General features: G+C 60.9%; 16 protein-coding genes and 1 pseudogene. 5 read left to right on the top strand and 12 right to left on the bottom strand.

Going from position 1 to position 22,518, the window contains the following annotated elements:
• Nucleotide 1: 1 nt before the first annotated feature.
• Complete coding sequence (locus DSC_RS10575) at nucleotides 2-1,462, top strand: YfjI family protein (RefSeq protein ID WP_238527736.1); 1,461 nt, start codon at nucleotides 2-4, stop codon at nucleotides 1,460-1,462.
• 101 nt (nucleotides 1,463-1,563) lie between these two features.
• Here the strand turns inward: DSC_RS10575 and DSC_RS10580 are convergent, their stop codons facing one another.
• The 10 genes from DSC_RS10580 to DSC_RS10625 all read right to left on the bottom strand — a co-directional run bounded on the left by DSC_RS10580 (nucleotide 1,564) and on the right by DSC_RS10625 (nucleotide 14,609).
• Nucleotides 1,564-4,557, bottom strand: a complete 2,994-nt coding sequence (locus tag DSC_RS10580) for a type I restriction endonuclease subunit R (RefSeq protein ID WP_043290554.1) — start codon at nucleotides 4,555-4,557, stop codon at nucleotides 1,564-1,566.
• Entirely contained in the window at nucleotides 4,554-5,717 is a 1,164-nt protein-coding gene (locus DSC_RS10585; protein ID WP_014161164.1) for a restriction endonuclease subunit S, read from the bottom strand. The genes DSC_RS10580 and DSC_RS10585 overlap by 4 nt, the downstream gene beginning before the upstream one ends.
• Entirely contained in the window at nucleotides 5,710-7,227 is a 1,518-nt protein-coding gene (locus DSC_RS10590) for a type I restriction-modification system subunit M (protein WP_014161165.1), read from the bottom strand. The genes DSC_RS10585 and DSC_RS10590 overlap by 8 nt, the downstream gene beginning before the upstream one ends.
• Nucleotides 7,224-7,910, bottom strand: a complete 687-nt coding sequence (locus tag DSC_RS10595; protein ID WP_014161166.1) for a helix-turn-helix domain-containing protein — start codon at nucleotides 7,908-7,910, stop codon at nucleotides 7,224-7,226. Before DSC_RS10595 ends, DSC_RS10590 begins: the two co-directional genes overlap by 4 nt.
• Nucleotides 7,897-9,420 carry an HsdM family class I SAM-dependent methyltransferase gene (locus DSC_RS10600; protein WP_014161167.1) on the bottom strand — a complete coding sequence of 508 codons (1,524 nt, stop codon included), beginning with the start codon at nucleotides 9,418-9,420 and terminating at the stop codon, nucleotides 7,897-7,899. Before DSC_RS10600 ends, DSC_RS10595 begins: the two co-directional genes overlap by 14 nt.
• A gap of 42 nt (nucleotides 9,421-9,462) precedes the next feature.
• A complete protein-coding gene (locus tag DSC_RS10605) occupies nucleotides 9,463-11,253 on the bottom strand; it encodes an N-6 DNA methylase (RefSeq protein WP_014161168.1) in 1,791 nt (596 codons plus the stop codon).
• Between the two features lie 4 nt (nucleotides 11,254-11,257).
• Nucleotides 11,258-11,515 carry a DUF4258 domain-containing protein gene (locus DSC_RS10610; RefSeq protein WP_014161169.1) on the bottom strand — a complete coding sequence of 86 codons (258 nt, stop codon included), beginning with the start codon at nucleotides 11,513-11,515 and terminating at the stop codon, nucleotides 11,258-11,260.
• Nucleotides 11,516-11,708: 193 nt separating this feature from the next.
• The gene (locus tag DSC_RS10615) at nucleotides 11,709-12,602 is read right to left on the bottom strand and encodes a recombination directionality factor (protein ID WP_014161170.1); all 894 of its coding nucleotides are present in this window, start codon (nucleotides 12,600-12,602) and stop codon (nucleotides 11,709-11,711) included.
• Entirely contained in the window at nucleotides 12,596-13,591 is a 996-nt protein-coding gene (locus DSC_RS10620; RefSeq protein ID WP_043291255.1) for a YqaJ viral recombinase family nuclease, read from the bottom strand. The genes DSC_RS10615 and DSC_RS10620 overlap by 7 nt, the downstream gene beginning before the upstream one ends.
• A 61-nt stretch (nucleotides 13,592-13,652) precedes the next feature.
• Nucleotides 13,653-14,609 carry a DUF932 domain-containing protein gene (locus tag DSC_RS10625; protein ID WP_014161172.1) on the bottom strand — a complete coding sequence of 319 codons (957 nt, stop codon included), beginning with the start codon at nucleotides 14,607-14,609 and terminating at the stop codon, nucleotides 13,653-13,655.
• 964 nt (nucleotides 14,610-15,573) lie between these two features.
• Between DSC_RS10625 and DSC_RS16150 the strand changes: the two genes are divergently transcribed.
• Nucleotides 15,574-15,879 (top strand): helix-turn-helix transcriptional regulator, encoded by a 306-nt coding sequence (locus DSC_RS16150; RefSeq protein WP_014161174.1) that lies wholly within the window; start codon nucleotides 15,574-15,576, stop codon nucleotides 15,877-15,879.
• Nucleotides 15,880-16,038: 159 nt separating this feature from the next.
• On the top strand, nucleotides 16,039-17,325 hold the full coding sequence (locus DSC_RS10635; RefSeq protein WP_014161175.1) for a YagK/YfjJ domain-containing protein: 1,287 nt from the start codon (nucleotides 16,039-16,041) through the stop codon (nucleotides 17,323-17,325).
• A gap of 61 nt (nucleotides 17,326-17,386) precedes the next feature.
• On the opposite strand, the pseudogene DSC_RS16155 reads toward DSC_RS10635, so the two are convergent.
• A pseudogene (locus tag DSC_RS16155) lies at nucleotides 17,387-17,509 on the bottom strand (IS30 family transposase); the annotation flags it as partial.
• Nucleotides 17,510-17,749: 240 nt separating this feature from the next.
• Entirely contained in the window at nucleotides 17,750-18,871 is a 1,122-nt protein-coding gene (locus tag DSC_RS10640; protein WP_014161176.1) for a PIN domain-containing protein, read from the bottom strand.
• Nucleotides 18,872-19,140: 269 nt separating this feature from the next.
• On the opposite strand from DSC_RS10640, the gene DSC_RS10645 reads away from it, so the two are divergent.
• On the top strand, nucleotides 19,141-20,232 hold the full coding sequence (locus tag DSC_RS10645) for an AAA family ATPase (protein ID WP_014161177.1): 1,092 nt from the start codon (nucleotides 19,141-19,143) through the stop codon (nucleotides 20,230-20,232).
• A gap of 145 nt (nucleotides 20,233-20,377) precedes the next feature.
• Nucleotides 20,378-22,441, top strand: coding sequence for a S8 family peptidase (locus DSC_RS10650; RefSeq protein WP_238527639.1), 2,064 nt, complete (start codon nucleotides 20,378-20,380; stop codon nucleotides 22,439-22,441).
• The last annotated feature ends 77 nt before the right edge of the window (nucleotides 22,442-22,518 follow it).

Genomic DNA, 22,518 nt, shown 5'->3' on the forward strand with positions numbered 1-22,518 from the left:
CATGCTTGTCCCGTTCACGACCTTCCAGGCCCCTGACTACAACTTCGGCATGCTCCCGCCGATGGCGGCCGCTGCCGCGAGGGCAGTGTGCGCCAGGGCCACGGAAGCCTGCCCCGCCATGGTCCGGACGCACCTGTTGTCGGTCCTGTCCTCCGCGGTTGCGCCTCTTTATGTGATTTCGCCGCCCAACTGGACGCCCATTCCCATCGGCGTCAACACGCTGTGCATCGCCGATGTTGGTGGAAGCAAGAGCCCGGTACACGAGTGCATGATCCAGCCGCTCAAGGAACACGCTCGGGACAGCTTCGCTCGGCACGAGGTCGCACGGAGCGAAGCGAGCGCCGCGTCGGCCGAGCACAAGTTCCACATCAAGCTCCTGGAGGCCGAGATCGCGCGCTGCCGGCGCAAGCAGGAGCCCGCGCAGGATCTTCTGGCGACGCTGGCCGAGCTGCGCCGCATGGCCACGCCGGTTCCAAAGCACCGTCCGCGCCTCGCGAGCAACCTTGACCTGGAAAGCCTTCTTCACCAGCTGGATGGCGAGTACGAAGCGATCGATTTCCTTACCGACGAAGGCGACAGGCTGCTGAGCTCCAGCTTGATGCGCCACGTGTCCGATCTGGTCGATCTGATTGACGGCAAGTCGCTGAAATTTCGGCGAGAGAAAAAAAAGCATCTCAATGCCAGCCAGCCACGTGGCACGTTCGGCTTAATGGCGCAGTCCTCTGCGATCGCGCCATTCCGCCCCCAGTGCAAGCGCAACGAGTACATCGAGCATAAGGCGGTCAAGCTCGGCTTTTTCGCGCGCTTTCTCGTCTGCGTCGCCCAGCCGATGCCAATGGGCAATCAGTATGCCCCCGCGAGCGACGATGACGATGCCCTCTCGAATCTCCACGACGCACTCAGGGAGCTTTACGAGCTGCACCGGGACAATCAGGACGCCGGTGGCATTGCCCCCATCGAACTGGTGTTTGCTCCTGACGCGCTCGACTACTGGGAGGAGCTGTGCCGCATCGCCAACAATCTGAAGTTCGGGCAGCTTGCGCATATCGCAGACTTTGTCTCCAAAATGCTCAACCTGACCGCCCGATTGGCGGCGGTGCTGCATGTCTGGGAAAGCGAAACCCGCTATGTCTCGACCTCCTGCCTCCAGCGCGCTTGGGCGCTCGTTTCCTGGCATGCCACCCAGTACGAGCTCGTGTTTGTCCCGCCCCCTCCCCTCCCTCAACAGGAGGCCGACGTGACGGCCATCATTGAGCACCTGAAGATCAATCGCTTCTCGATCGACTACAAGGAAGTTCCGACCGAGCGCATAGGCCTATTGCTGGGCATCCCTAGTAACCGCCTGCGCGCCGCTCTACTGCGCATGGAGGATCGTGACCTGATTGAGCTTTGCGGAGGGAAGACCACCTTCATCAACTGCATGAAGATGTTCTCGCAATTCCGCAATATCACCTGGCGATGACATAGGCCAGCGAGCAAAAATGCCCGGCAACCGCCGGGCATTTTTCTATCCGCCACTTCGTCGCCGTGCTTTGCCCACGCCTAGTTGCCGACCGTCCGTCACTAGTAGTACTGACGGATGTAGCCGTATGCCTTCTCGAACAGCTCTTCGTCGGCGTGGAGCTTGTACTTGAACAGCGCCTTGCGCAGTGCCTTCTTGACGCCGCGCTCTCCAGCCTGCGTTCCTTGCCAACCGGGGAACCGCACCAGGCGGACGATCTCGTCAATGTCCGCAACAATGCGCTCGACGATGATGGGTGTCTCCTCCGTCCGGACTTCGTTGAACAGTTCGGTCAGCGCGGCCTTGCCACGGTCCTCGTCCTCGTCCGGCGGGATTTCCTTCTCGGCCTGCAACGTCTCTTTAGCAATCTCTAGAAGCTGCTTCAGGAATTCGACGCTATTGACCTGGCCCGTCTCGAAGCGATCCTTGAGCGCGTCGAGGCGCTCCGAGAGCTGCTTGAACTTCGGATTGCCAGCGTGGCCGCGGAGCCGACGCTTGAGCTTGATCTCGATTTCCTTGGCCTTCTTCGGGTCCGGATTCGAGAGCACGGCCTCCAGCAGATCGGCATCGAGCACCAGGGTATCGAGGTCATCCCGCACGGCATCGACGTGCACGTTCTGGTGGATCAGCTCGATCGTCTTGGCGCCCAGCGAATGCCAGATCAGCTTACCGTGGCCGCTGGACGGCTGGACCGACTGGTACACCTGAGACAACCACTTGTAGTCTTTCTCGAATGGGCCAAGCACCGTGTCGGGCGACAGCGCCTCCCAGATCGTGCTGAGCACGCTGTACTCGGCGGCGAAGTTATCTCGGATCTCGTTGCTGGGCAGGCACTGCTGGGCAGCAATCAGGCCCTCGTAGCCCTGCAGGCTAAGGTCGCACCCCGCGAAAAACGCCAGACACTTCTGCATGGCATCCGGCAACTTGTCCTTGAGCTCCTGGATGTTGCTGACCACCTGCCTGACGCTCTCGTCGTCGAACTCCAGCGCCGCCGCCACGTCGTCGAAGATGCCGAGGTAGTCCACTATCAGGCCGTGGGTCTTCTGCTCGGAGTAGGTGCGGTTCACCCGGCAGATGGCCTGTAGCAGCGTGTGGTCCCGCAACGGCTTGTCCAGGTACATCGCCTGCAGGATGGGCGCGTCGAAGCCCGTCAGCAGCTTGGCCGTGACGATGATCAGCTTCAGCGGGTCGGCCGGGTCGCGGAAGCGATCCAGCAGCCGTTCTTCCTCATCACGTGTGCGGTCGTACTTCGCGTACTCAGGGTGATCCTTTTTGTCGGACGCCTGCACCGACATCACGATGTCCGTGGCCTCGGGCGGGAGCAGCTTGTCCAGTTCGGCCTTGAAAAGCACGCATGACTCACGATCGAACGTGACAATCTGGCCCTTGAATCCGTTGGGCTCCACCTTGGTCTGGAAGTGCTCGACGATGTCCTCGCACACCTTGCGGATTCGCTCTGGCGTCTTGACCAGCACGGCCATCTTGGCGGCTGTCTTGGCCAGGTTGTCCTTATCCAGATCCGACAGGCCGCCGGTCAGGTCCTTGTAGGCGGCATCGAGGGCGACCTTGTCGATGTGCAGATCGATCAAGCGCGGCTCGAAGTGCAATTTGAGTGTGGCACCGTCGCGGATCGACTCCTCGAAGCCGTACCGGCTCATGTAGCCTTTCTCGTCTTCGTCGGCCCCAAACGCGTAGAAGGTGTTTCGGTCGGAGCGGTTGATCGGCGTTCCTGTCAGACCGAACAGAAACGCATTAGGCAGAGCCTCGCGCATCTTGCGGCCCAAGTCGCCTTCCTGCGTGCGGTGGGCTTCATCCACTAGGGCAATGATGTTGCTGCGGTCGTTCAGGCTGCCCGTGGCCTCACCGAACTTGAAGATCGTGGTGATGATGATCTTGCGTACATCCTGCGCCAGCAGTTGCTGCAGTTTCTCGCGCGTGTCGGCCTTCTCCAGATTTGGAATGTCCGCCCCAGTGAAAGTGCCGGTGATCTGGCTGTCGAGATCGATCCGGTCCACCACGATCAGCACTGTGGGATTCTTCAAATCTGCGTGCATGCGCAGCTTCTGCGCGGCAAAGACCATCAGCAGTGATTTGCCTGAGCCCTGGAAATGCCAAATCAAGCCCTTCCTAGGGTAGCCCGCCAGCACACGCTCCACGATCTTGTTGGCCGCCTCGTACTGCTGGTAGCGGCAAATGATCTTGATGCGACGCTTCTTCTTGTCCGTGGCGAACAGGGTGAAGCTACCAAGGATGTCCAGCACCACATGTGGCCGCAGCATGCTCTCGGTCGACAGCTTGAGTGATTTCAGCGGGTGGTGCTGACCATCATCGCCATCACTATCCAGATGCCATGGGCCCCAATCCTTGACTGGCAGCCCGATGGAACCGTAGTGGTAGGCCTTGCCCTCGGTGGCCACCGAGAAGACGTTGCAGACGAAGAGCTCCGGAACGAACTTTTCATAGTCGTCGTGCACCTGCACTGCGCCATCGACCCAGCTGATGCACTTCTTGACCGGCGTCTTGGCCTCGATCAGCACCAGCGGCAGACCGTTGACCAGCAGCACCAGATCCGCCCGGCGCTCGGAGGGCCCTGCGCGGTAGATGAACTGCTGGGTGACGATGTACTGGTTTTGCTTCAGATCGTCCAGATCGATCAGCCGTACCGGCACATGCTCGTTGTTGGCGCCAAAGGGCATGGAGCGCTCCCCGCGCATCCAGGCAGTCATTTCCTCGTTGGCGCGGATCAGTCCATCCGAGCGCACCGACAGCACGATGGCGCGTAGCTTGTAGAGCACCTCGTCGGCCCGGTCGGGCTGGGCGGCAATCTCGGAATTCAGGCGAATCAGAGCATCCCGCAGCCAGGGCTCGACCAAAACTTCCTGAATCTGGCGGGGCACTTCTGCCGCCGCTGCGTAGCGCCAGCCGACGCCTTCGGGGATGGGACCGTAGCCGGCTTTCGGTTCTTGAACGGTGCTGGCCGGGATAGCCTTGCCGGGCCCAGCGAGCAAGTCACGGACGTAGGCTTCGACGGTATTTGATTCATTGAAAGAGCTCACACTGCGCCCCCCCCAATTTCGGCCAGCACCTGCTTCTTGATCTCCTGCGCGGAAGAGTGGCGATCCATCGCTGCTCTTTCCGCTGACTTCGCGCTCGCGACCTCGTCTAGCAGCTGCTTCTGCACTTCCAATGGAGGTAAGGACAGACGAACTCGGAGCAAGTTGCTAGCGTTAACGTTCGCTTGGCTTACCGCTTTCGTCGCGTATGCAAGAACCTGTCGACGCCCGAAATCAGAATTCAGATACAGTGTTAGAAACTTCGGCTCCAACTTTTCAAGGTCCGTCTTGACCCGCACAAGGTACGAAGCAAAGACGTGATCGCCCTCAAGCTCGTACACCCCAGTTCGACCAACCAGCTCATAGCTGTTGGTCCGATTGAAAAGCACATCGCCGTGGACGAGCCGATAGGCTTCGAAGTCTTTCTCGTTGAGGTCTACATGTTTGATGTCATTCTCAACGCAAAGCCCATCTTCGATATTCATCATTCGCAGCATCGGATACTGACCGTCTGCTCCGGCGTTGATTGAAAGGCCGTATTGGGTTCCCTGAACAACTGAGCCAAGGTCGACAACTGGCCATTCGCGACTCAGTACGTCAGAAAGTAATGCGCGAACAAGTTCGTCTGCAAATCCACCGATCTCCTGATATGACTCGCTGGTGCGTTCGATTGCTCTAAGAAGATCAACAAGCCTTACTTGCTCGTCAATTGGCGGTAGCGTGAACTTCTGAACCGCCATCGTTTTCCAGTTGATCGTGGGCGACAGCGAACCAACCGAAATCTCGACCGCTCGGTTCATAAAAAGATCGCTCTGCATGAAGAAGGGTAGAAACTCAGGCAGCACGACGTCGGGCTTGGCGCGCAGCACCATCGCATGGGCCGAGCAAATGCCTTCGAACGCGGCAACACCGAGCTTCCGCTGGTAGGCCCGTCGGCGCCCGAAAATGATGTCGCCCTCCTTGAACATCAGTTTGGTCGCTTCGACATCGCTGGGCGTACCCCAGCGACGAATCTTCAGTGAGTCGGAATCCAGATGTTCCAGGCCTATGTAGTGCTCCATCCCGGACTCAGATGGGTTGTCGATCCGAACATTGACGTTGGTCGCCATCTGATCGAAGCGCCAGATTTTCCAGCCCGGCTTCAAGTTTTCGTTGTCAGACACGCTCGATGTTCTCCGCAATGAGGCCGTCCAGCGTTTCCACTAGCGCGTCCATCTGGTGCCAGAAGGCAGGGGCGTCGTTGTGCCACTGAGCCCAAGACGATCCCAGCGATACCGTGTCGCCATTGCTGTCGGTTGCGATGGCTGCTGCAATGCGCTTCACATACATCGCGATCGACAGGTTGGCTCCATTGGCGCCAATCTCGGAAAGGTTGGCGACCTTGGCAAAGCCGGGCACATCCAAAAAGGTCTTGTAGGCGGTCAGGATGCGCTGCTGGTGCTCGGGCCTGAGGAAGCTCTGCGCACGTTCGCGGGTGACCTCGTTCACCGCGTCGATGAAGATCACCCTGCCCTTGCGTGCAGCCGTCTTCTTACGGTTGCAGATGACGATGCACGACTCCATCGGGGAGTTGTAGAACAGGTTGGGCCCCAGGCCGATGACGGCCTCCACCCAGTCGTCCTCGACCATCTTGGCGCGCATGGCCTGCTCTTCGTTTCGGAACAGCACGCCGTGCGGCCAGAGCACGGCAGAGCGCCCCTTGGCGGTTAGGCTGCTCAAGATGTGCTGCTGGAACGCATAGTCGGCGCGGCCCTGCGGCGGCGTGCCAAGGGAATTGCGGCCCCACTTGTCGCTGCTCCAGGCCTCACGATTCCATTGCTTGATGGAGTACGGCGGGTTGGCGAGGATCACGTCGAACTGGCGCAGGCGGTCGCCTTCGATGTGCTTCGGATCGGCCAGGGTGTCGCCCCGGATGATCTCGAAGTCCTCCACGCCGTGCAGGAACAAGTTCATGCGGGCGATGGACGAGGTGATGAGGTTGCGCTCCTGCCCGTAGAGCTTGAGCGTGCGGTGCTCACCGCCCGAGCGCTTCACTTCGTCCAGCGCCGAGATCAGCATGCCGCCGGTTCCGCACGTGGGGTCGTAGATCGACTCGCCCGCCTGAGGCGCCAAGAGTTGCGTCATCAGGTGAACGACCGTGCGGTTGGTGTAGAACTCTGCGGCCGTGTGGCCGGAGTCGTCCGCGAATTTTTTGATCAGGTACTCGTAAGCGTTGCCGAGCTCGTCCTCGGGCACGTTGGCCACCGACAGCGTCTGGGTCGAGAAGTGCTCGATCAGGTTCTTCAGCGTTTCGTCGGGCAGGCGCTCGCGGTTGGTCCAGGCGGCGTCGCCGAAAATCCCGTCGAGCAGATCCGGGTTGGCGGTCTCGATGGCGCGCATCGCCTTCTGGATGGCCCCACCGACATTCTTGGGGGCTTGGCGCACGTCATTCCAATGCGCCCCAGCGGGAATCTGGAAGCGGTGGTTCTCTGCGAATTGGGCATAAGAGAGGTCGCCGTTGGAACCGGCCAGTGCTACTTGGTATTCCTCTTCCCATACATCGGCTAGGCGCTTGTAGAACAGCAGCGGAAAGATGAACTGCTTGTAGTCGCCCGCGTCAATGAGGCCACGCAGCAACACGGCGGCGGCCCAAAGGTACGATTCCAGCGTCTGCTGGGAAATACGTAGCGTCATTTATCAGTCCTCGAATGCGCGAATGTTTCCATCTTCACGTTCAGCAGATTGTTGGCGAAGCCACGGACCATGAGAGCCTCCAGGTCATCGATCATTCCGTCGTCGACACCATAGGCACTGAAATAGAACGCCAAGTCGCACAGTTCCAGTTGAGTGTCCCTCGGTTGGCGGAGCTTCTCGTAACCCGGCTTGAACTCCTGATTTCGATCTGGGTGGTGCACCAGCGTGATCATCTGAACATCGCGCTTTCGGTTGAATGCCAGATTCATCTCTTTCCAAAGCGACTGCTCACGCGCTTTGCCAACGTAGAGCGCTTGTCCCCGGGAGTCGTAGAAGATGTAAATTCCGCATGAGTTCAATAGCACGTCCTTAAGCCCACGCGCATACAGCGAGGCATGGCTGCTGAAGTCGAACAGGTTGTATCCGGCATCAAATTTTGTGTCACACCTGTCGATTCCGTAGAACTCCACAATCGGACGGATGGTCTCGAGTTGGGCCTGCCTGACGGCCGCCGTCCTTGACTTGGCGAGTGCGGATGCGACTTGTAGTGGCGACAGATCCTCGTCGCGGTTCTTCCAATTCATCACTGTCTGCATGGATACGCCCAGCACATCAGCCAATTCACCTTGAGACGTCGTCCCGAGTTTTTTGCTAAGGGCGCTGAGAAGCTCACTGGCTCGCATCGGTCACTCCTCCCGTATTGAACCAGCCGCGCTCTGCCATGACTTTGGCAAGCTGCGCCTCCGCATCGCGGCATCGCACGAGTGCTTCCTTGAACGCCGCAATGGCATCGGGGAGTGGGGGGATGTTTTCTTGAAGTGGCGGCAATACGTAGCGCGAGACGTTGAGCGTCCAGTCCTCGGCTTTGATCTCGTCGACGGTGACGACCTTCGCAGCGTCCTGCACATCGGCAAAGCCGCGATACCAGCCGAGGATTTGGGTGGCGTGCTCCGGTTCAAGATAGTTCTGCGCACGACCTCGGCGGAACAGGCGCGAGGCATCGGCGATCAGCACCCTATTTCTGTGCTTCGTCGGTTTACGCTTGCGCAGCACCAGGATGCACGCGGCCAGACCCGTGCCGTAAAACAGGTTGGGGGCGAGCCCGATCACGGCCTCCACCAGGTCCATCTCCAGAAGCTTCTGGCGGATGCGCCCCTCCATGCCCTTGCGGAACAACGCGCCTTGCGGGAGCACCACTGCCATCCGACCCGTCACATCGGCCATCGACTTGACCATGTGCTGGACCCACGCGTAGTCACCGCTCGACGAAGGCGGCAGACCGGCGAAGTTGCGCCCAAACGGATCGTTCCCCCACAGGTCCTCGCCCCATTTCTCCAGGGAAAACGGTGGATTGGCAATCACGCAGTCGAATGTAGCCAACCGATCGACCTCAAAAAAAGCAGGATTGCGCAGGGTGTCACCACGCACCACCTGGAAGTCCTCAATGCCATGTAGAAACAGGTTCATCCGCGCGATGGACGAGGTTGTGAGGTTCTTTTCCTGCCCGTACACCTTGCCCCACAGTCGCTTGACGTCGCCTTGCATCTCTTTGACGTGCTGCACGGCGGCCAGCAACATGCCGCCTGTACCGCAGGCGGGGTCGTAAATGGTTTCGGCTTCTTTCGGATCGAGCATGTCGATCATCAACCGCACCACGCTGCGGGGGGTGTAGAACTCGCCGGCCTTCTTGTTGGTGGCGTCGGCGAACTTCTTGATCAGGTATTCGTAGGCGTCGCCTACCAGGTCCGAATCTGCGTTCTTGTTGCCGAATGGCAGCTTGGAGAAATGCTCGATCAGGTCCTTGAGCAAGGCATCCGACAGGCGGTCCTTGTTCGACCACTGTGCGTCACCGAACACGCCGTACAAGGTCTCCGGGTTAGCCTTTTCAATCTCGCGCATCGCGCGCTGCAAGGCCGCGCCAACATTGCTCGCCTTGGTGCGGACATCGTTCCAATGGCAGTCTTCCGGGATCTGGAAGCGGTGCGATTCTGGAAACCACGCGAGCTGCTCGTCCCCGGTCTCATCTACGATTTCCTGGTATTCCTCATCCCAGACGTCGCATATGCGCTTGAAGAACAGCAGCGGAAAAATGTAGGTCTTGAAGTCTGCCGCATCAACGGGCCCGCGCAGGATGTTGGCGGATTCCCAGAGGTGGCCTTCGAGCTGGCTGAGGGTGATGTGTTGAGTGTTCAAATCGTTGTCCCGAGTGCAAAGGCGTGACTGGATGCGGTGGGATTACTGGAGCATTCCGGCTGCCCAGTCGTCTCCAGAAACAGCGGACTGTTGACGCGTGAGATTCTCGATCTGGCGCTGCAGCGCGTCTTCTGCATCGAGCACCTCGGCGGCGCGACGGCCGCTTGCTACCGACGGCAGGGGAACTTCGAGCCTTGAAAGATCCCGAAGGGTAATCATGGGAATCGTCGACCCGCTCGTGATCGTCTTGAGCAGGTCCTGACCCAGACTCGAGCGCAACAGCAAGAAGAGGGCTTTCGGGTCGACAGGGGTCGCGGATTTTGCACGCAATACCGTGGCAGAGGAGCCGGCAACCCAGCCTCCAGTGCCGGGATTCGGGACGTGGTCCGGGACAATGCCGACCTTGCCGGTGCTGCCGCGGATGGTCAGCACGATGTCTCCGGGCCGTAGGAACTGATCAAATCCCTTGTTCATGGCCGCGGGCTCGGCGTAGAGCTCGCGCCCAGCGCTGACATAGCCGACAGGCGGTATGTCTGCGGTGCCGACTTCGCGGACGGAAAACAGGCCGTCGGCGATATTCGCGGAGGCAGACAAGGGTCTTACGGTTTCGACCAAATCGCCCAGCGGTGCGAGCCGCGCGCCGGCGAGCTTGGAGCGAAGCTTTTCCTGATTCGCTGCCAGCACGTATCGACCCACGAGAAGTTGATAGTCGTTGGCCTCGATCTCGGCGCGCGAAATGGTACGCGCCACGGGACTGCGCTCGCCGGTCATCGCTTCATCGACGATCCGGTCAATGTTCAGCAACGTTGTCCGGGTTCGACTCGCGGATTCGCGAAAATCCTCCCCGCTGGCGTCAACGAAACGAACGCGGTCCGCAGCGCCAGCTGGTGCCAGGACCAGCACGGCGATCTGGATGGCGGTTCCGAAGACTAACCCCGGCGGAAGCGAAACCACTGCCTGCAGACGACCGGAATCGACGATCTGCTGCCGTAGAGCCCGCTCCGAGCCGAGGCCCTGCAGAAGGCTATGCGGGACAGCGACGACCACTCGCTTTCGGGACTGAGCCAGCAGGTGCTGAACGGCCAATACCGCCCAGGTCGCTTTCGGAATATCGAAGCGATCCAAAAGATCCCGTTCAACAATCCCCGGCTCAGGCTTGATGCCCAACGGTGGGAGGGCGATGGCGACATCCGACTGGCGCAGCTTTCCTCTGCTCACGAATCCTGGCGAACGCACAGGGTCACTGAACGAGGTTTCGATCCTTTGGCCGGAAAAGATCTCGACCAGCGCAGGGAAGGGGCTTGCCACAGGGTTTTCAACCATGACGTTGCATCCGCGGCGACTCAGGCGATCTGCAAGCTGTGCGGTCACGTCCCAGGCCGTGTATGCAGTAACGCCCTCCAGAGGACCCGCGAGTCGGACCATGAGATCCGCAAGCGACGGTTCGATGGTCGGCCAGTAGTGCTGGATGCTGACAACATCAAAGGCGACATCTGCGGGCGAGAAATCGGCCAACAGACCATCGGCTTCAAACCGGACGGCGTCTTCCGCCACCTGCTGCAGGCGTGCAGTGGCGTTCGCAGCTGCAGTCACAGCGCCCTGGAATGCCAAGGCAAATGGAGACGCGGGCCTTTCAAGCTCCGCCAAACCTTGGACCAGGCTTTCCGTGCCACGCTGCTGCACGCGCTCCAGTCGAAGTGCCGGCTCGACCAATTCGCGCGCAGAAAGCCGCGCCCACGCGAGCATCTGAATCGAGAGCAGGATCGCGTCGGGACCGCGCAGAGGCGTGGCCGTGAAGTGGTCTACCAGCTGCCATAGAACCTTTGCGCTCATGGGCTCAGTACCTCGGATGGGGCAGGTTGTAGGTCGTGATGAGGGATTCACCGGTCTCGACTACGACCAGCCCGCCCTTGTCTTGGATCCTCTTTAGGACCCGAAGCTTCTGCATGAGCTGGTCGATGACCTTGGCTGCATCGCGCCGGCCAAAGACGAGCTTGTCGCCTTCGGGCACTCCGTAATCCCTCACAAGCTCCACCATCTCGCGGCTTACGCCACGCTGGGACATTCGTTGAGCGAAATGGTGAGTCGTGTGCATGGCCGGCCTCCTTCGGATCTTGCGGCCACAATGGCGTACGCGCCACCTACTGTCAATAGGTAGCGTCTACTTTTTTTACATAGCTCAAAATCGGCCAGCGCGGGTCACCCCGTGGGCTATCCCTATCCCGGGCAAAAAAAGAAAGCGCCCCGCACGGGAGGAGGAGGCGCGGGGCCCCCTCCTCTTTGGTCCGCTAACCCGCTTTCGCCAGCCGCTCCTGCAGGCGACCCCTCAGGACAGGCCCGACCCCTTGCTGCTTCCCCTCGGTGTCCGAGCCGTCCAGCTCCGGGAAGAACTCTTCAACAACCGCCGGAACGTCTTCCGCCAGATCCTCAAAAGCCCCGTTCGCAAATCCACGGCGGGCTGCTTCATCCAGCGCGTCCTGATCCATCCCAACGGCCTTACGCGCCTCATCCTTCTGAATCGACTCAGCGATTGCCTGCTCGAGAGTGACGCCGGGCCGAACGACCAGGTCAACATAGAAGATTGCTGAGCGATGGCTCATGGTTGTGGATTTGCCTCGGAGCTTTAGCTCCAGGGACATGCACGCCAAGCGTCTACCCGAGACCGCGCTGAAGTACTGCAGCCGTGCCGCAAGGGTGCGGATGGTGTTGAACGAGGTGGTGCGCAACACGAAGCTCCCAAGCGCATCCTCCTCACCATCCCCAACGACAACGTTCAGCCGGGCGTACGCCTTGCAATCGCCCATCGCGAACGCACAGGTGTCAGGTCCCGCACACGGATGCTGGGCGACACCTTCCTTTTCCATCCGCCGACAGGTCTCCCCGTTGCCCACACACCGCGGTCGGCCCGTAGTGCGGTCGAAGAGAGAGTAGTCGGCCCGCAGGTTCAGAGCAGGATCGTTAAAGAGCATCCTCACGGGGATGGACCGCAGCTTCTGTCCCTCCCCCGCCTTCCTGAGCTGGTCATCCAGTGGATGCAGCACCCAGCCGTCCCGGTTCTGCACCTGGCTGGTCAGGGTGAACTGGTCGTCCTTTTCCGGCAGGCGCTTGCCGTTGCGTTCCACCACGCGCCCGATGGATATCCGCCCGACCACCGGCGGGGTGATTGCAAGTCTCTTTAACATGTCTTACCTCCTTCGGCTTGTCGGCAAGTCCGCGCCACGACGAACCGGCGTGAGCCGGGTCGGGGCACGGTGTATCGGGCAGCGATGCCCGGCTGATCAGCGGCGAGCTTCTTGGCGTCCAACACCGTTCCGTCCTTGGCCCGCTTGAAGGTCACGACGCCGTTGGCAAATGTCGCCTTGGATGCGTCACCCATCGCCTGCTGGATGGACTGCTTGAGCTGCTCCGCTTGCGCCTGCTTGGCCTCGAGGTCCTCCCTGAGTGCACAAAGCGTGTCGAATGCCTGGCCCAGCATCTCGTCCGTCGTGAAGTCCAGGCTGGTGTCATTACCCTGGTAGAGCTCGCGCAGCGCTCTGGCGGCTGACTCGCTTCCGTCGGCAGGGGGCGGCGTGTCGGCTTCTACCAACTCCCAAAAGCGGGCCTCCAGCACCACCAGACGGGAGATCACCTCTTCGTCGCGTTCGATGCGATGGATATGCAGTTGCTGACCGCATAGCAGCACCGCAACGTCCGCCGCGGCTTTACCCGTCACGGCCAGCTGATGTTGCACCTGCAGGGTGATGTACTCGGGAACGCCGTCCTTCCACAAGCGCGATCCGAACTCACCGCCGGTCTTGCACTCCAGGATCTGGACCTCTGGGCTGCCGACCACTTCTCGGTCGATGTTCGCCAGCATGAAGGGGAAGGTCGGATGTTTGAGGACGGCGTTGACCTTCCTAACCTTCCGGTCGGTCTTCTGCTGGTAGGCGACCGCCACGTACGGCTCCAGCAGTGTTCCCCAGAAGCGCGGATCGTCCATTCCGCCACCGTTGTCGTTAGCGGCCGACCGTCCGGTCTTCTCCAGCCACAGCTCCAACCGGCTCTTGTACGGATTCAAACCAACCGCAGCTGCAGCATCCGAACTACCGATGCCGCCCTTGCGCACTTCCAACCATTGGTCCCGATCGAGCGCCCGCGTGTCGACCAGCCGCAATGCAGCGTGCCTCGTCATTTGCATTCTCCCAAGGAAAAGCCCGGCCATTGGCCGGGCGTTGTGTGCTGAACAAATGGATTCAAGCCACGAGCTTGACCATCTCATCCCAGGCCTTCTGCTTGATCTGCGCCCCCGGACCGAACCAAGCGGCATCCCGCCGGTAGTCATCGCTGCGGGCACGTCGGTGATGGTCCACGTACTCGGTGACGCTGTTAAGCAAACCCCAGGCGGTGCCTCGGCTGGAGGCGAGCATCGCCCCTCGCCCCCCGCCTTCATACAAAGCACGGGCGTTCGCCAATGCCTGCTCGTTGACCACATTCGCTTTGCCCTCTGCAACCGGGTAGGTCAGCACTCGGCGCAGCAGCCCCTCAACGGTGTCGGGATCCACTGGGCATTCGACGAGCGCCTTCATCCGGGCCACAAAGCCATCCCAGGCCGAGACGGTGATGCCGAGCTGCCGTTTCACCGTGTCCGCGTCGAAATGGCTGCGGTGCGGCACCTTGATCGCACCGCTGGCGCCACCCAACGCGATCCGTAACGTGTTGTTGCAGACCACTCGCACCGATGTGAACTGAGCTGTGGTGGCGAGCGTTCCGTCACACGCCGTGGCGAGCAGCAGGTAGCCATCCACGCGGTCGCGCCCCTTGAGTAAGGTGCTCTGCCCGGTCTTCGCCAGCGCCCAGAACTTGCGGCCTTCCCGGAGTACCCCTGCCGTGTCGAGCTCAAAGCCACTGTGAGCCGTTAGATCGCGGTAGAACTCGAGAACCTCGCTCGGCTGGACCACCTTGAAGCGCTTACTGACAACCGCCAGTGGCGCCTTCGTATCGGAGCGATACAGAACCTTCTGTTCGGGAAAAGCGTTGATCACGCCCACGTTGTTGTTTCCCGTGACGTACCGGACCTCCGATTCCTCAATTGCCCAGTCCATGCCCGCCTGCTCCCTCCACACTTCGATCGGTTGCAGACCAGCCAACTTGTTGCCAAGACCATGCCAGGGCCGCTCGCCCGTGTAGGCCATCGTTTGAACCAGATGCATCCTGAATTTCCTCGATTGTCGGCACAAACACAGAAGGCCCGCCTGTGAGGGCGGACCTTCTGCGACGCCAGCGAAGTGGCTTACGGCAGACGCGTGTCTCGCTTGGTCAGCAGGCTAGCCAAAACAACAGCAGCCAGCGTGAGTAGCTGAACAATCGTCTCCTTGGTGTCATCGCGCATGGCTCTGACCTTGCCGCGAACGCTTGGGACGTAGCGCTCAGACGTGAAGCGAGGACATCCCGCTTCTAGGAGGTATTAAGGGTCTGAAAAACTTTTGGATCGGGACGCGGCAACGATGCGCAAGAGCGGCTCAGATCGCACGATGCCGAGCCAAGTGCCCTAAGCGACGCGAGCTCGCCGAAGCATTCTGTTGAAATCCACACCGCGCCCGACGGCGTTCGGTTGTAAGGCGCGTCCGGTCGCCCAGGCTGTCGCAGAGGCACCTCCCAGACGCCGCATGAAATAGCGCCCCTGCTCGGTCTCTGTCGCCGTCGCTCCAACCGCGGAACCCACCGGCAATCCGCCGCGGGATCCCGACACTGGCCATCGTTTAGTGAAGTGGCCTCAATGCAAGACCCCACGGAAAAGAGCGGTCATGCAGGCAAGCGACTGCATTGGCGGCCCCAGGACGGGAGCCTGAACCGCCAAGCCGACTAAGCCCTGCAAAGGCGCAGATTCCGCAGACGGGGTACTGGCTTGATCGAGACGATCCAGCGTGCGTCAGCGCGGGACCGCAGCCTTTTGTGTCCGGTTGGGGCGTCAAGTTGATTCCTTTCCCTGTCCGCCCAGCGAAGTCACCCGCGGCGCTCGGCAACATGCGCCGGATGTCCGCCCTCAACGGGGACCAATTTCCCCACCTCTTTTTTCCGCGACCTCAATTTTCCGCTCCTTATGCACGACTTCGGCGGAGGCGCATCGTGGCCGCGTGACAGGCATAGGGCCTGTCGCTGCACCGAGATCGCGTTATGAACCCTCACTACAACAGTTTGACCCATACGACCCACTCGCCCAGCTTCGTCACACAGGACACCGCGCCCCCATCGACGCGCTCCAAGCGTGTCCTGCGCAAGAAGGATCTGGCGAAGAAGCTCTCGTGCTCCGAGAGCACCATCGATAACCGCCTGAACCCGTCGTGCCGCTGGCACGACGAAACGTTTCCGCGCCCCGTCCCGCTGGGCGCTGGCGGGTCGCGCAGTTCCGCCAAAGGCTGGATTGAGTACGTCATCGACGAGTGGCTGGAAAGCCGTATGGAGGGTGCCCGCCACATGTGACGACCTCACTAAGTCGACGTGGCGACTCAACACACAAAAACCCAAGGTGCTTGGCGTTTTCAATTTCCGGATCTGGAGATTCTCGACCATCCATTTCACGTGAATTCCGGTTTCTATCTTATTAGCAATACAGCTAGCCAAAAACAGAGAAGTATCAACATGAATGAGATTAATCAGTCCCCCTTCTACACCCACACACCTGATGTCGACTGGGACCAGATCAAGGAGCAGGTGGCAGACGTTTCAACTACCCCCGAGTACAAGGCCGCAGCGATGCCCCCGGCAGAGCAGGAACACCATCTCTTCGTACGCAAGTCCAGTCCACGCTACGGCCACACTTATGTCGGCGCCGAATACGACTTCATCTACTGGCTGCTCCGAGCGGAGAAATTGGTCGACAGAATCGTCCGCGGCGATGATCAGACCGTTGAAGTGACGCACGATCGCAAGGGACAGGCCCGCTATCAACTGACCAGGATCGGCAAGGCGGTCTTCAACGTATGCAAGAGCTACAACGAAGACAGCGCGGAGTACTACAAGCACCACCGTTTCAATCCGCCCTTGACCGTTATCCTCAAGGTCATCGACCAGTGGTCGCGTGAGCTCTGGGCTCACACCAACCGTAATGGCGATCCGATGCCGAGTGATCCACGGACGCGCGAGATTATTGAGAGCACAGTGGCTTCAATACGCACCGCTTGTCGGACCCAGGAATACAAGAATGAAGTCGACAACTACAAGCGCAACGAGGAAAAAAACATCATCAGCTGCTGTGAATACTTGGCAGCACAGTTCCAGCGTCGTGCGCAACTACTGATCTTGCGGATCGACTTGTACTTCCGGCCGCCGTTCAAGGGCTGGGGCTACACCCGTGAAGCGGATCGGCACTACGCGAAGTTGCTGCGCGCCCTGCGCGAGAATCGAATCGTGCCAGACGTCCTCGGCTACATCAGCAAGCGCGAGGACGGAATCGATCGTGGTATCCATTTTCATGCCCTCATTGTTCTGGACGGGCATAAGCATCGCGATGCCGCCAATCTGACACGCATGGTCGGAGAGGACTGGGTACACCGGTGCGGCCATGGAGACTACGAGGACGGGGTTGATGTGGGCGAGACGGGCAAGAAGGACAAGGCGAGCTATTTCAACTGCTACACCCGGATGGATCAGTACCGTTTCAACGGTCTGGGCCTTATCCACCCGACCGATGCGGACAAGCTGCGCGGCTTGCGGTTGGCGATTGAGTACATGTGCAAGGAAACCACGCAGCTCAAACCCAGCCCGCCGAAGTCGCACGATAGCGACCAGGACGCCGGCACTGCGAGTAGGAAGGGGATCCGCAACTTGCGTAAAGGAATTATGCCCAAGGGCCACAGCGGCCGCGGCGCGCCGCGGAGCAGCGGCCTCGACACTTCAGCCATCGACCGAGAGTTGCTGAAGAACTGAACGCAATGCGAAGGGTGAATTAGGGGCCGGCTTGCCGGCCCTTTTCTTGACCTCGGCAATGTACCGACGAATGATGCCAATCAAACAACCGTGCGATTTGGTGCAACCACTCGCCCTTCCGCCACCGGTCCCACATCACGGCCTTCTGGTTGTCGGTGTACCGGATCCGGGTCCTTCGCTTCATACGCAACACTCCTGCTGCAAAGGCGGCTAGCTGTGTGTTGCATCGATCGTATGAACCGCCGCCAATAGCGGACAAGCACCGCTTAGGATGTAGCTGGGGAGCACTCGCCTAACCTGGCGACGCTTGGGTGCGCTGAATTGCGGTGTGCGGCCGGGTTAATGACGGCAACCGAAGCAAACTTGCCACAAGCGAGCTCGTCGCAGGATCGCGAGGAATGAGCAAGCGTAGTGCCCGGAATGACTAGTCCCGGTCTTCGGCCAGAATCGGATCTTCCAGTGAATCGATCGCAATTTCGTCAATTGCATTGACGAGTTCGTCGCCGGGCTCGAATCCGTCGGAAATCTTGATGCGAAGCGTACCGCGAACAAATAGCACAGCGGCCTCATGAGCTTCCACCACGTAATCGTTGTGGTCGCTGTAACTGCCACCGCGCCTTTCGATGTCCTCCACGTCCCATTTCGGCACGTAGTAGGTGATGTTGAATTCGCCCTCCCCAGAGAAAGGCACGACGTAGACCAAGTTGCCGTGATAGGCGGCACGGCTCCAGTCGAACTCGATGTCGTCCAGACTTCCGAACATGTAAATGTAGGCTTCCCGATCGTCGCCCGGGATACTTGGCGAACTGAAGCTAGTGCTCGCTAACCCTTCGCCACCGCGCTCGGAAACAAATTCGGCGAGCGGATTAGGCGAGGTTGAGGCAAGCTTCTCCAGACGCTGCAGAAGATTGGTTGCGCGTTCCGCGGCCTCTTGCTCGGAGATGATGGCTTGGACATCGTCCGAAGCAATAAACTCATTTAGGTCGTTGTAGTGGGTGATGTTTCCGATGCCGACCATCGCGCTCGCCAGCTTCTGGTCGTTACACACGAATACAATCGGCCCACCTTCCGCGGAACTGACTACCGCCTGGTAGATCATTGCGTCGGGGATGTCTTCGCGCCTCTTCGCCGACTGAAAAGGAGGGCCGGCAGAGAAGTAGTTCTCCATCGCAGCAACGGCGTGTTCTCCGTCGAGGGTTAACTCGGTCACCGCGTATTCTTTCAGCCAAGCGGAAAAGTGCGCATTGTGGGATCCGAGGACTTCCTGTTTTTGCGCCTTGAGCTTCGCTAAAAGCCCATCGAGCTCCCCACGAAGATCGTCAGGAATCGGGCCGCCGGCCAGCCTTTTGCCAAACTTTTCGAAGCCGGTCACGATCTCGGTGGCATTGGCTTCAAGCTGCGTCTCGAATTCGCGTTTAACGATGTACGGCAGCATCACCTCGACATGTTTGTTCTTGCACAAGCTGCCGAGTGTCTTGAACCCCTGTCCCAAGCGGAACTTGTCGCTGCTGTAAACGTTGGTATCGAGGACCACCTTGATCGGCATCGAGCGGCTGCTTGGTTGCGGATATCAGATGATATCGAGTATTTCGTCACGGAAGCACCCGGAGCGGCGCTGGCTCTGCTCCCTCCTCTCAACGGGGGAGCGTGGTCGCTGGCTACTGTTCCATCGTACGTGAGCATGTACTGAGCCAGCAGCAGTTGCTGGCGCTTGGTTTCGACGTCATTGCCCGTAGGACCTCCCCAGCGGCGGCGCTCTTGCGCTGTTGCATGCCGGAGTGCAACACTGTGCAACAGATGAAACACGGAGCTCCCATGGCGACACCATCTTCCGACGCCGAGTGGCTGGCCCTTGTCCGGGAGGGGTGCGCCGGCAACGCCGCGGCGTTCCAGCTGCGCTTGAGCCGGTTGATCGCCCGCTTGCGGCGAGAGAAGTCTGCGTTGGCACCTCTGCTGGCTAAAGCGCTGACCGAGGCCAACAGCTCCCGCCTCACGCTCGCACGCGATGCCGCTACTCACCAGGCATTGGTCAGCCCTGTCGACGCTGACAGCAATCTCGCCCTGACCACGGTTCAGTTTCCCGCCTGGCTCGAGCACGCGCCGGTGTGGCCGCCAATCGTCGAAGAAGCTCTAGACGGGCTCGTGCATGAATGGCGGCATGCCGATCGCCTGCGTGACGCGGGTCTGTCGCCCTCTCGCACCGTCTTGCTCTCCGGACCACCGGGCGTCGGCAAAACCCTGGCCGCGAGCTATCTGGCCGAACAGCTGCAGTTCCCCTTGATCACGCTCAACCTCGCGGCTGCCGTTAACAGCCTGCTGGGCAAGACGGGCACGAACCTCACCCGCGTGCTGGTTCATGCCAAGGCTCAGCCGTGCGTCTTGTTGCTGGATGAATTCGACGCCTTGGCCAAGCGACGGGACGACGGCCAAGACGTCGGCGAGCTCAAGCGCGTTGTCAACGTGCTGCTGCAAGCCATCGACGAATGGCCAGGGACATCGTTGCTGGTCGCGGCCACCAATCACGAGGAACTGCTCGATCGCGCCGTCTTTCGCCGTTTCGATATCTGGCTGCGCTTCCCCGACAGCACGACCCGTCAGGTTGAGGCTTTGCTCTGCAACTTGGGGGCCGGCCACGCCGTCGCCCGGCAGATGGCGCCAGCGTTAACCGGAAAGCCGCTCTCGGACGCGAGTCGGCTGGTGACCCGGGCGCGGCGCGAAATCGCCCTCAACGGCGGCGAGCTCGACGACGTATTGATGCGTTTGGCGCTGCCTGGTGCGACCGATCCAGCCGAAAGAGAGCGATGGCTGCTGGTCAAACGCCTACATGCCGATGGCTTGTCTACACGCGCCATCGCCAAGCACGTTGGCGTGAGCGCCGCCACCGTCTCACGCTGGCTGCACAAGTAGGAGCCTTCGCATGGCCGCAACCCCTCGGAATATGCTGATCGCCAACGGGCAAGAACTCATCGGTTCCTTGTCGTGGCCCCAGGGGGGCGGACCTAAGTGGCACCCGTACACAATCGCAGATGCACGCGAGACTTTGCATCTCCAGTTGGCCGCCGTCGCCGGCGCGGCCCGAGCGGTGTCCCGCAGATATTCCCCCCGTGGTGAGATCACGGCGCAACTGACCCTGCATCCCACCTTCCTTGCGAAAACCCACTTCCCCGCCCACATCCTCCGCGACGCGGGCTTGACCATCCTGGGTTCGCGAACGACGCGCGTCACGCCACGGATCAGCCAAGGCGGCAAGCCGGGGGCGCAGGACACCGCCGAAATTCTGGTGGCAGGAACGCCGGAGGAGTTTGAGGCGATGGATCGCTACCTCCAGGATCCGGCGATCGGTAAAGGCCGCCAGGAAGAGTTCACCCACATCGAGTCGATCCACGCCTACGCAAGCAACGCCAAGCTGCGGCTGGAGCCCGAAACCCCGTGGCCGAACTTCGTGCACGTCACCTTGCACGCGGGCGAAAACGACGCCGACATTCTCGCCGCGTTCCAGACGCTGGTGCTGCAGCTCGGCGGTGAAATCAGTCCGCGCGGCTTCCGCTTCGTGCCCGGGCTGGCCTTCGTGGCCGTGCGGTTACCCGCGGCGCAGGTGCCGGAGCTCGCGCGCTTCGAACGCATCAGGCTGGTGCGCTCGATGCCGCGTCTGCGCGAGGAAGCCGATCTGACGGCAGCCTTGGGCCGTTCGTATCCGAAGTTGAGCTTGCCCGCACCGATGCCGACCGCGCAGGGGCCGCGCGTGGCGGTGTTCGACGGCGGTACCGCGCAAGCGTTCGGTGGTCACGTGGTCGAACTGGCCGCGTCCGCTTTGCCACCGGCCGCCATCGGCGACCTGACCCATGGAGTCAACGTCACCTCGGCGCTGCTGTTTGGTCCGGTCGACCCGAAGCAAGGGACATTGCCTACTCCATCGTGGGCGGTCGAGCACCATCGCGTGCTGCCCACGACCGACAGCCCGGAGCAGGCCCTCGACGTGCTCGATCGCATCGTCACTGCCTTGCGCAGCGCCCGGACCGCGGGTCGCCCCTACCGCTTTGCCAACATCAGCCTCGGCCCCGTGGCGACCTTTTTTGATGACGACATCCACGAGTGGACTTCGCGACTGGACACTGAACTCGCCGACGGGAGCACCTTGTGTACGGCAGCTATCGGTAACAACGGTGCGCTGGGCGGAGAGCTCGGCCGCATCCAGCCCCCGGGCGACGCCGTGAACGTGTTTGCGATCGGCGCCGCTGATACCCGCCGCAAGAAATGGAATCGCGCCCCGTACAGCGCCACCGGACCCGGGCGCAGTCCGGGCTTCGTGAAACCTGACGTGCTTGCCTTCGGAGGATCCATGGGGGAGCCCCTGCCGGTGTACAGCCCGCTGGCCGGTGGCGTCGTGGCCGTGGGCGGCACCAGCTTCGCCAGCCCCTTGGCCCTGCGCACGGCGGTGGGGGTGGACGTTCTCAGTCAGTCGCGCTTTGCTCCGATCACGCTGCAGGCCCTGCTGATCAACGCGGCCGAGTACCGGCGCAGTCACAAGCGAGCGGATGTGGGTTGGGGGCGCATTCCTCTCGATCCGGAGGGGATCCTGTACACACCGCTCGATGTCGTGCGCGTGGTGTACCAGGGCATCACGCGTCCGGGTCATCCGCAAAAGGCGTTGATCCCCGTGCCCAAAGGGCTGCCTCCCGGCACCAGGGTGCGCATTGGCGCGACGTTCTGTTACCGCGCGCCGGTCGATTCGGCCCACGCGATCAATTACACGCGGGCGGGGCTGTGGGTGCGCTGCTACAAGGCGCCGGGCAAAAGCCTGCCCCTCTTCGGCACCGGCATGTACAAGTCCGAAGAAGAACTGCGCCGGGACGCGATGCGCTGGGACACTGTGTTGAACAACACCTGCACGGTCAATGCTGACGAGCTGGATTCGCCCTACTTCCACATCAATTACCAAGTGCGGGACGAGAGCGAAGCGGTCCGCATTGAAGACGCCGTGCCCATGCCCTACGCGCTGATCGTGACGCTGCAGGCCCCGGGGGTCGTCGATCTAATGACGCGGGTCCAGACCGAGTACCCGGTCCTCCAGACCCTCCCCGTCGAGGTGCAGGTGCCTGTGGGGGGCGCCCAATGAGTCCCCGCTAGTCCGATCTCACGGCGGCGAGCCCCAGGGGGCAGCCCGCCGCGCCACCTTAGCCCCTACGGAGACGC

It is taken from the genome of Pseudoxanthomonas spadix BD-a59 (genome assembly GCF_000233915.3).
Lineage (GTDB): Bacteria > Pseudomonadota > Gammaproteobacteria > Xanthomonadales > Xanthomonadaceae > Pseudoxanthomonas_A > Pseudoxanthomonas_A spadix.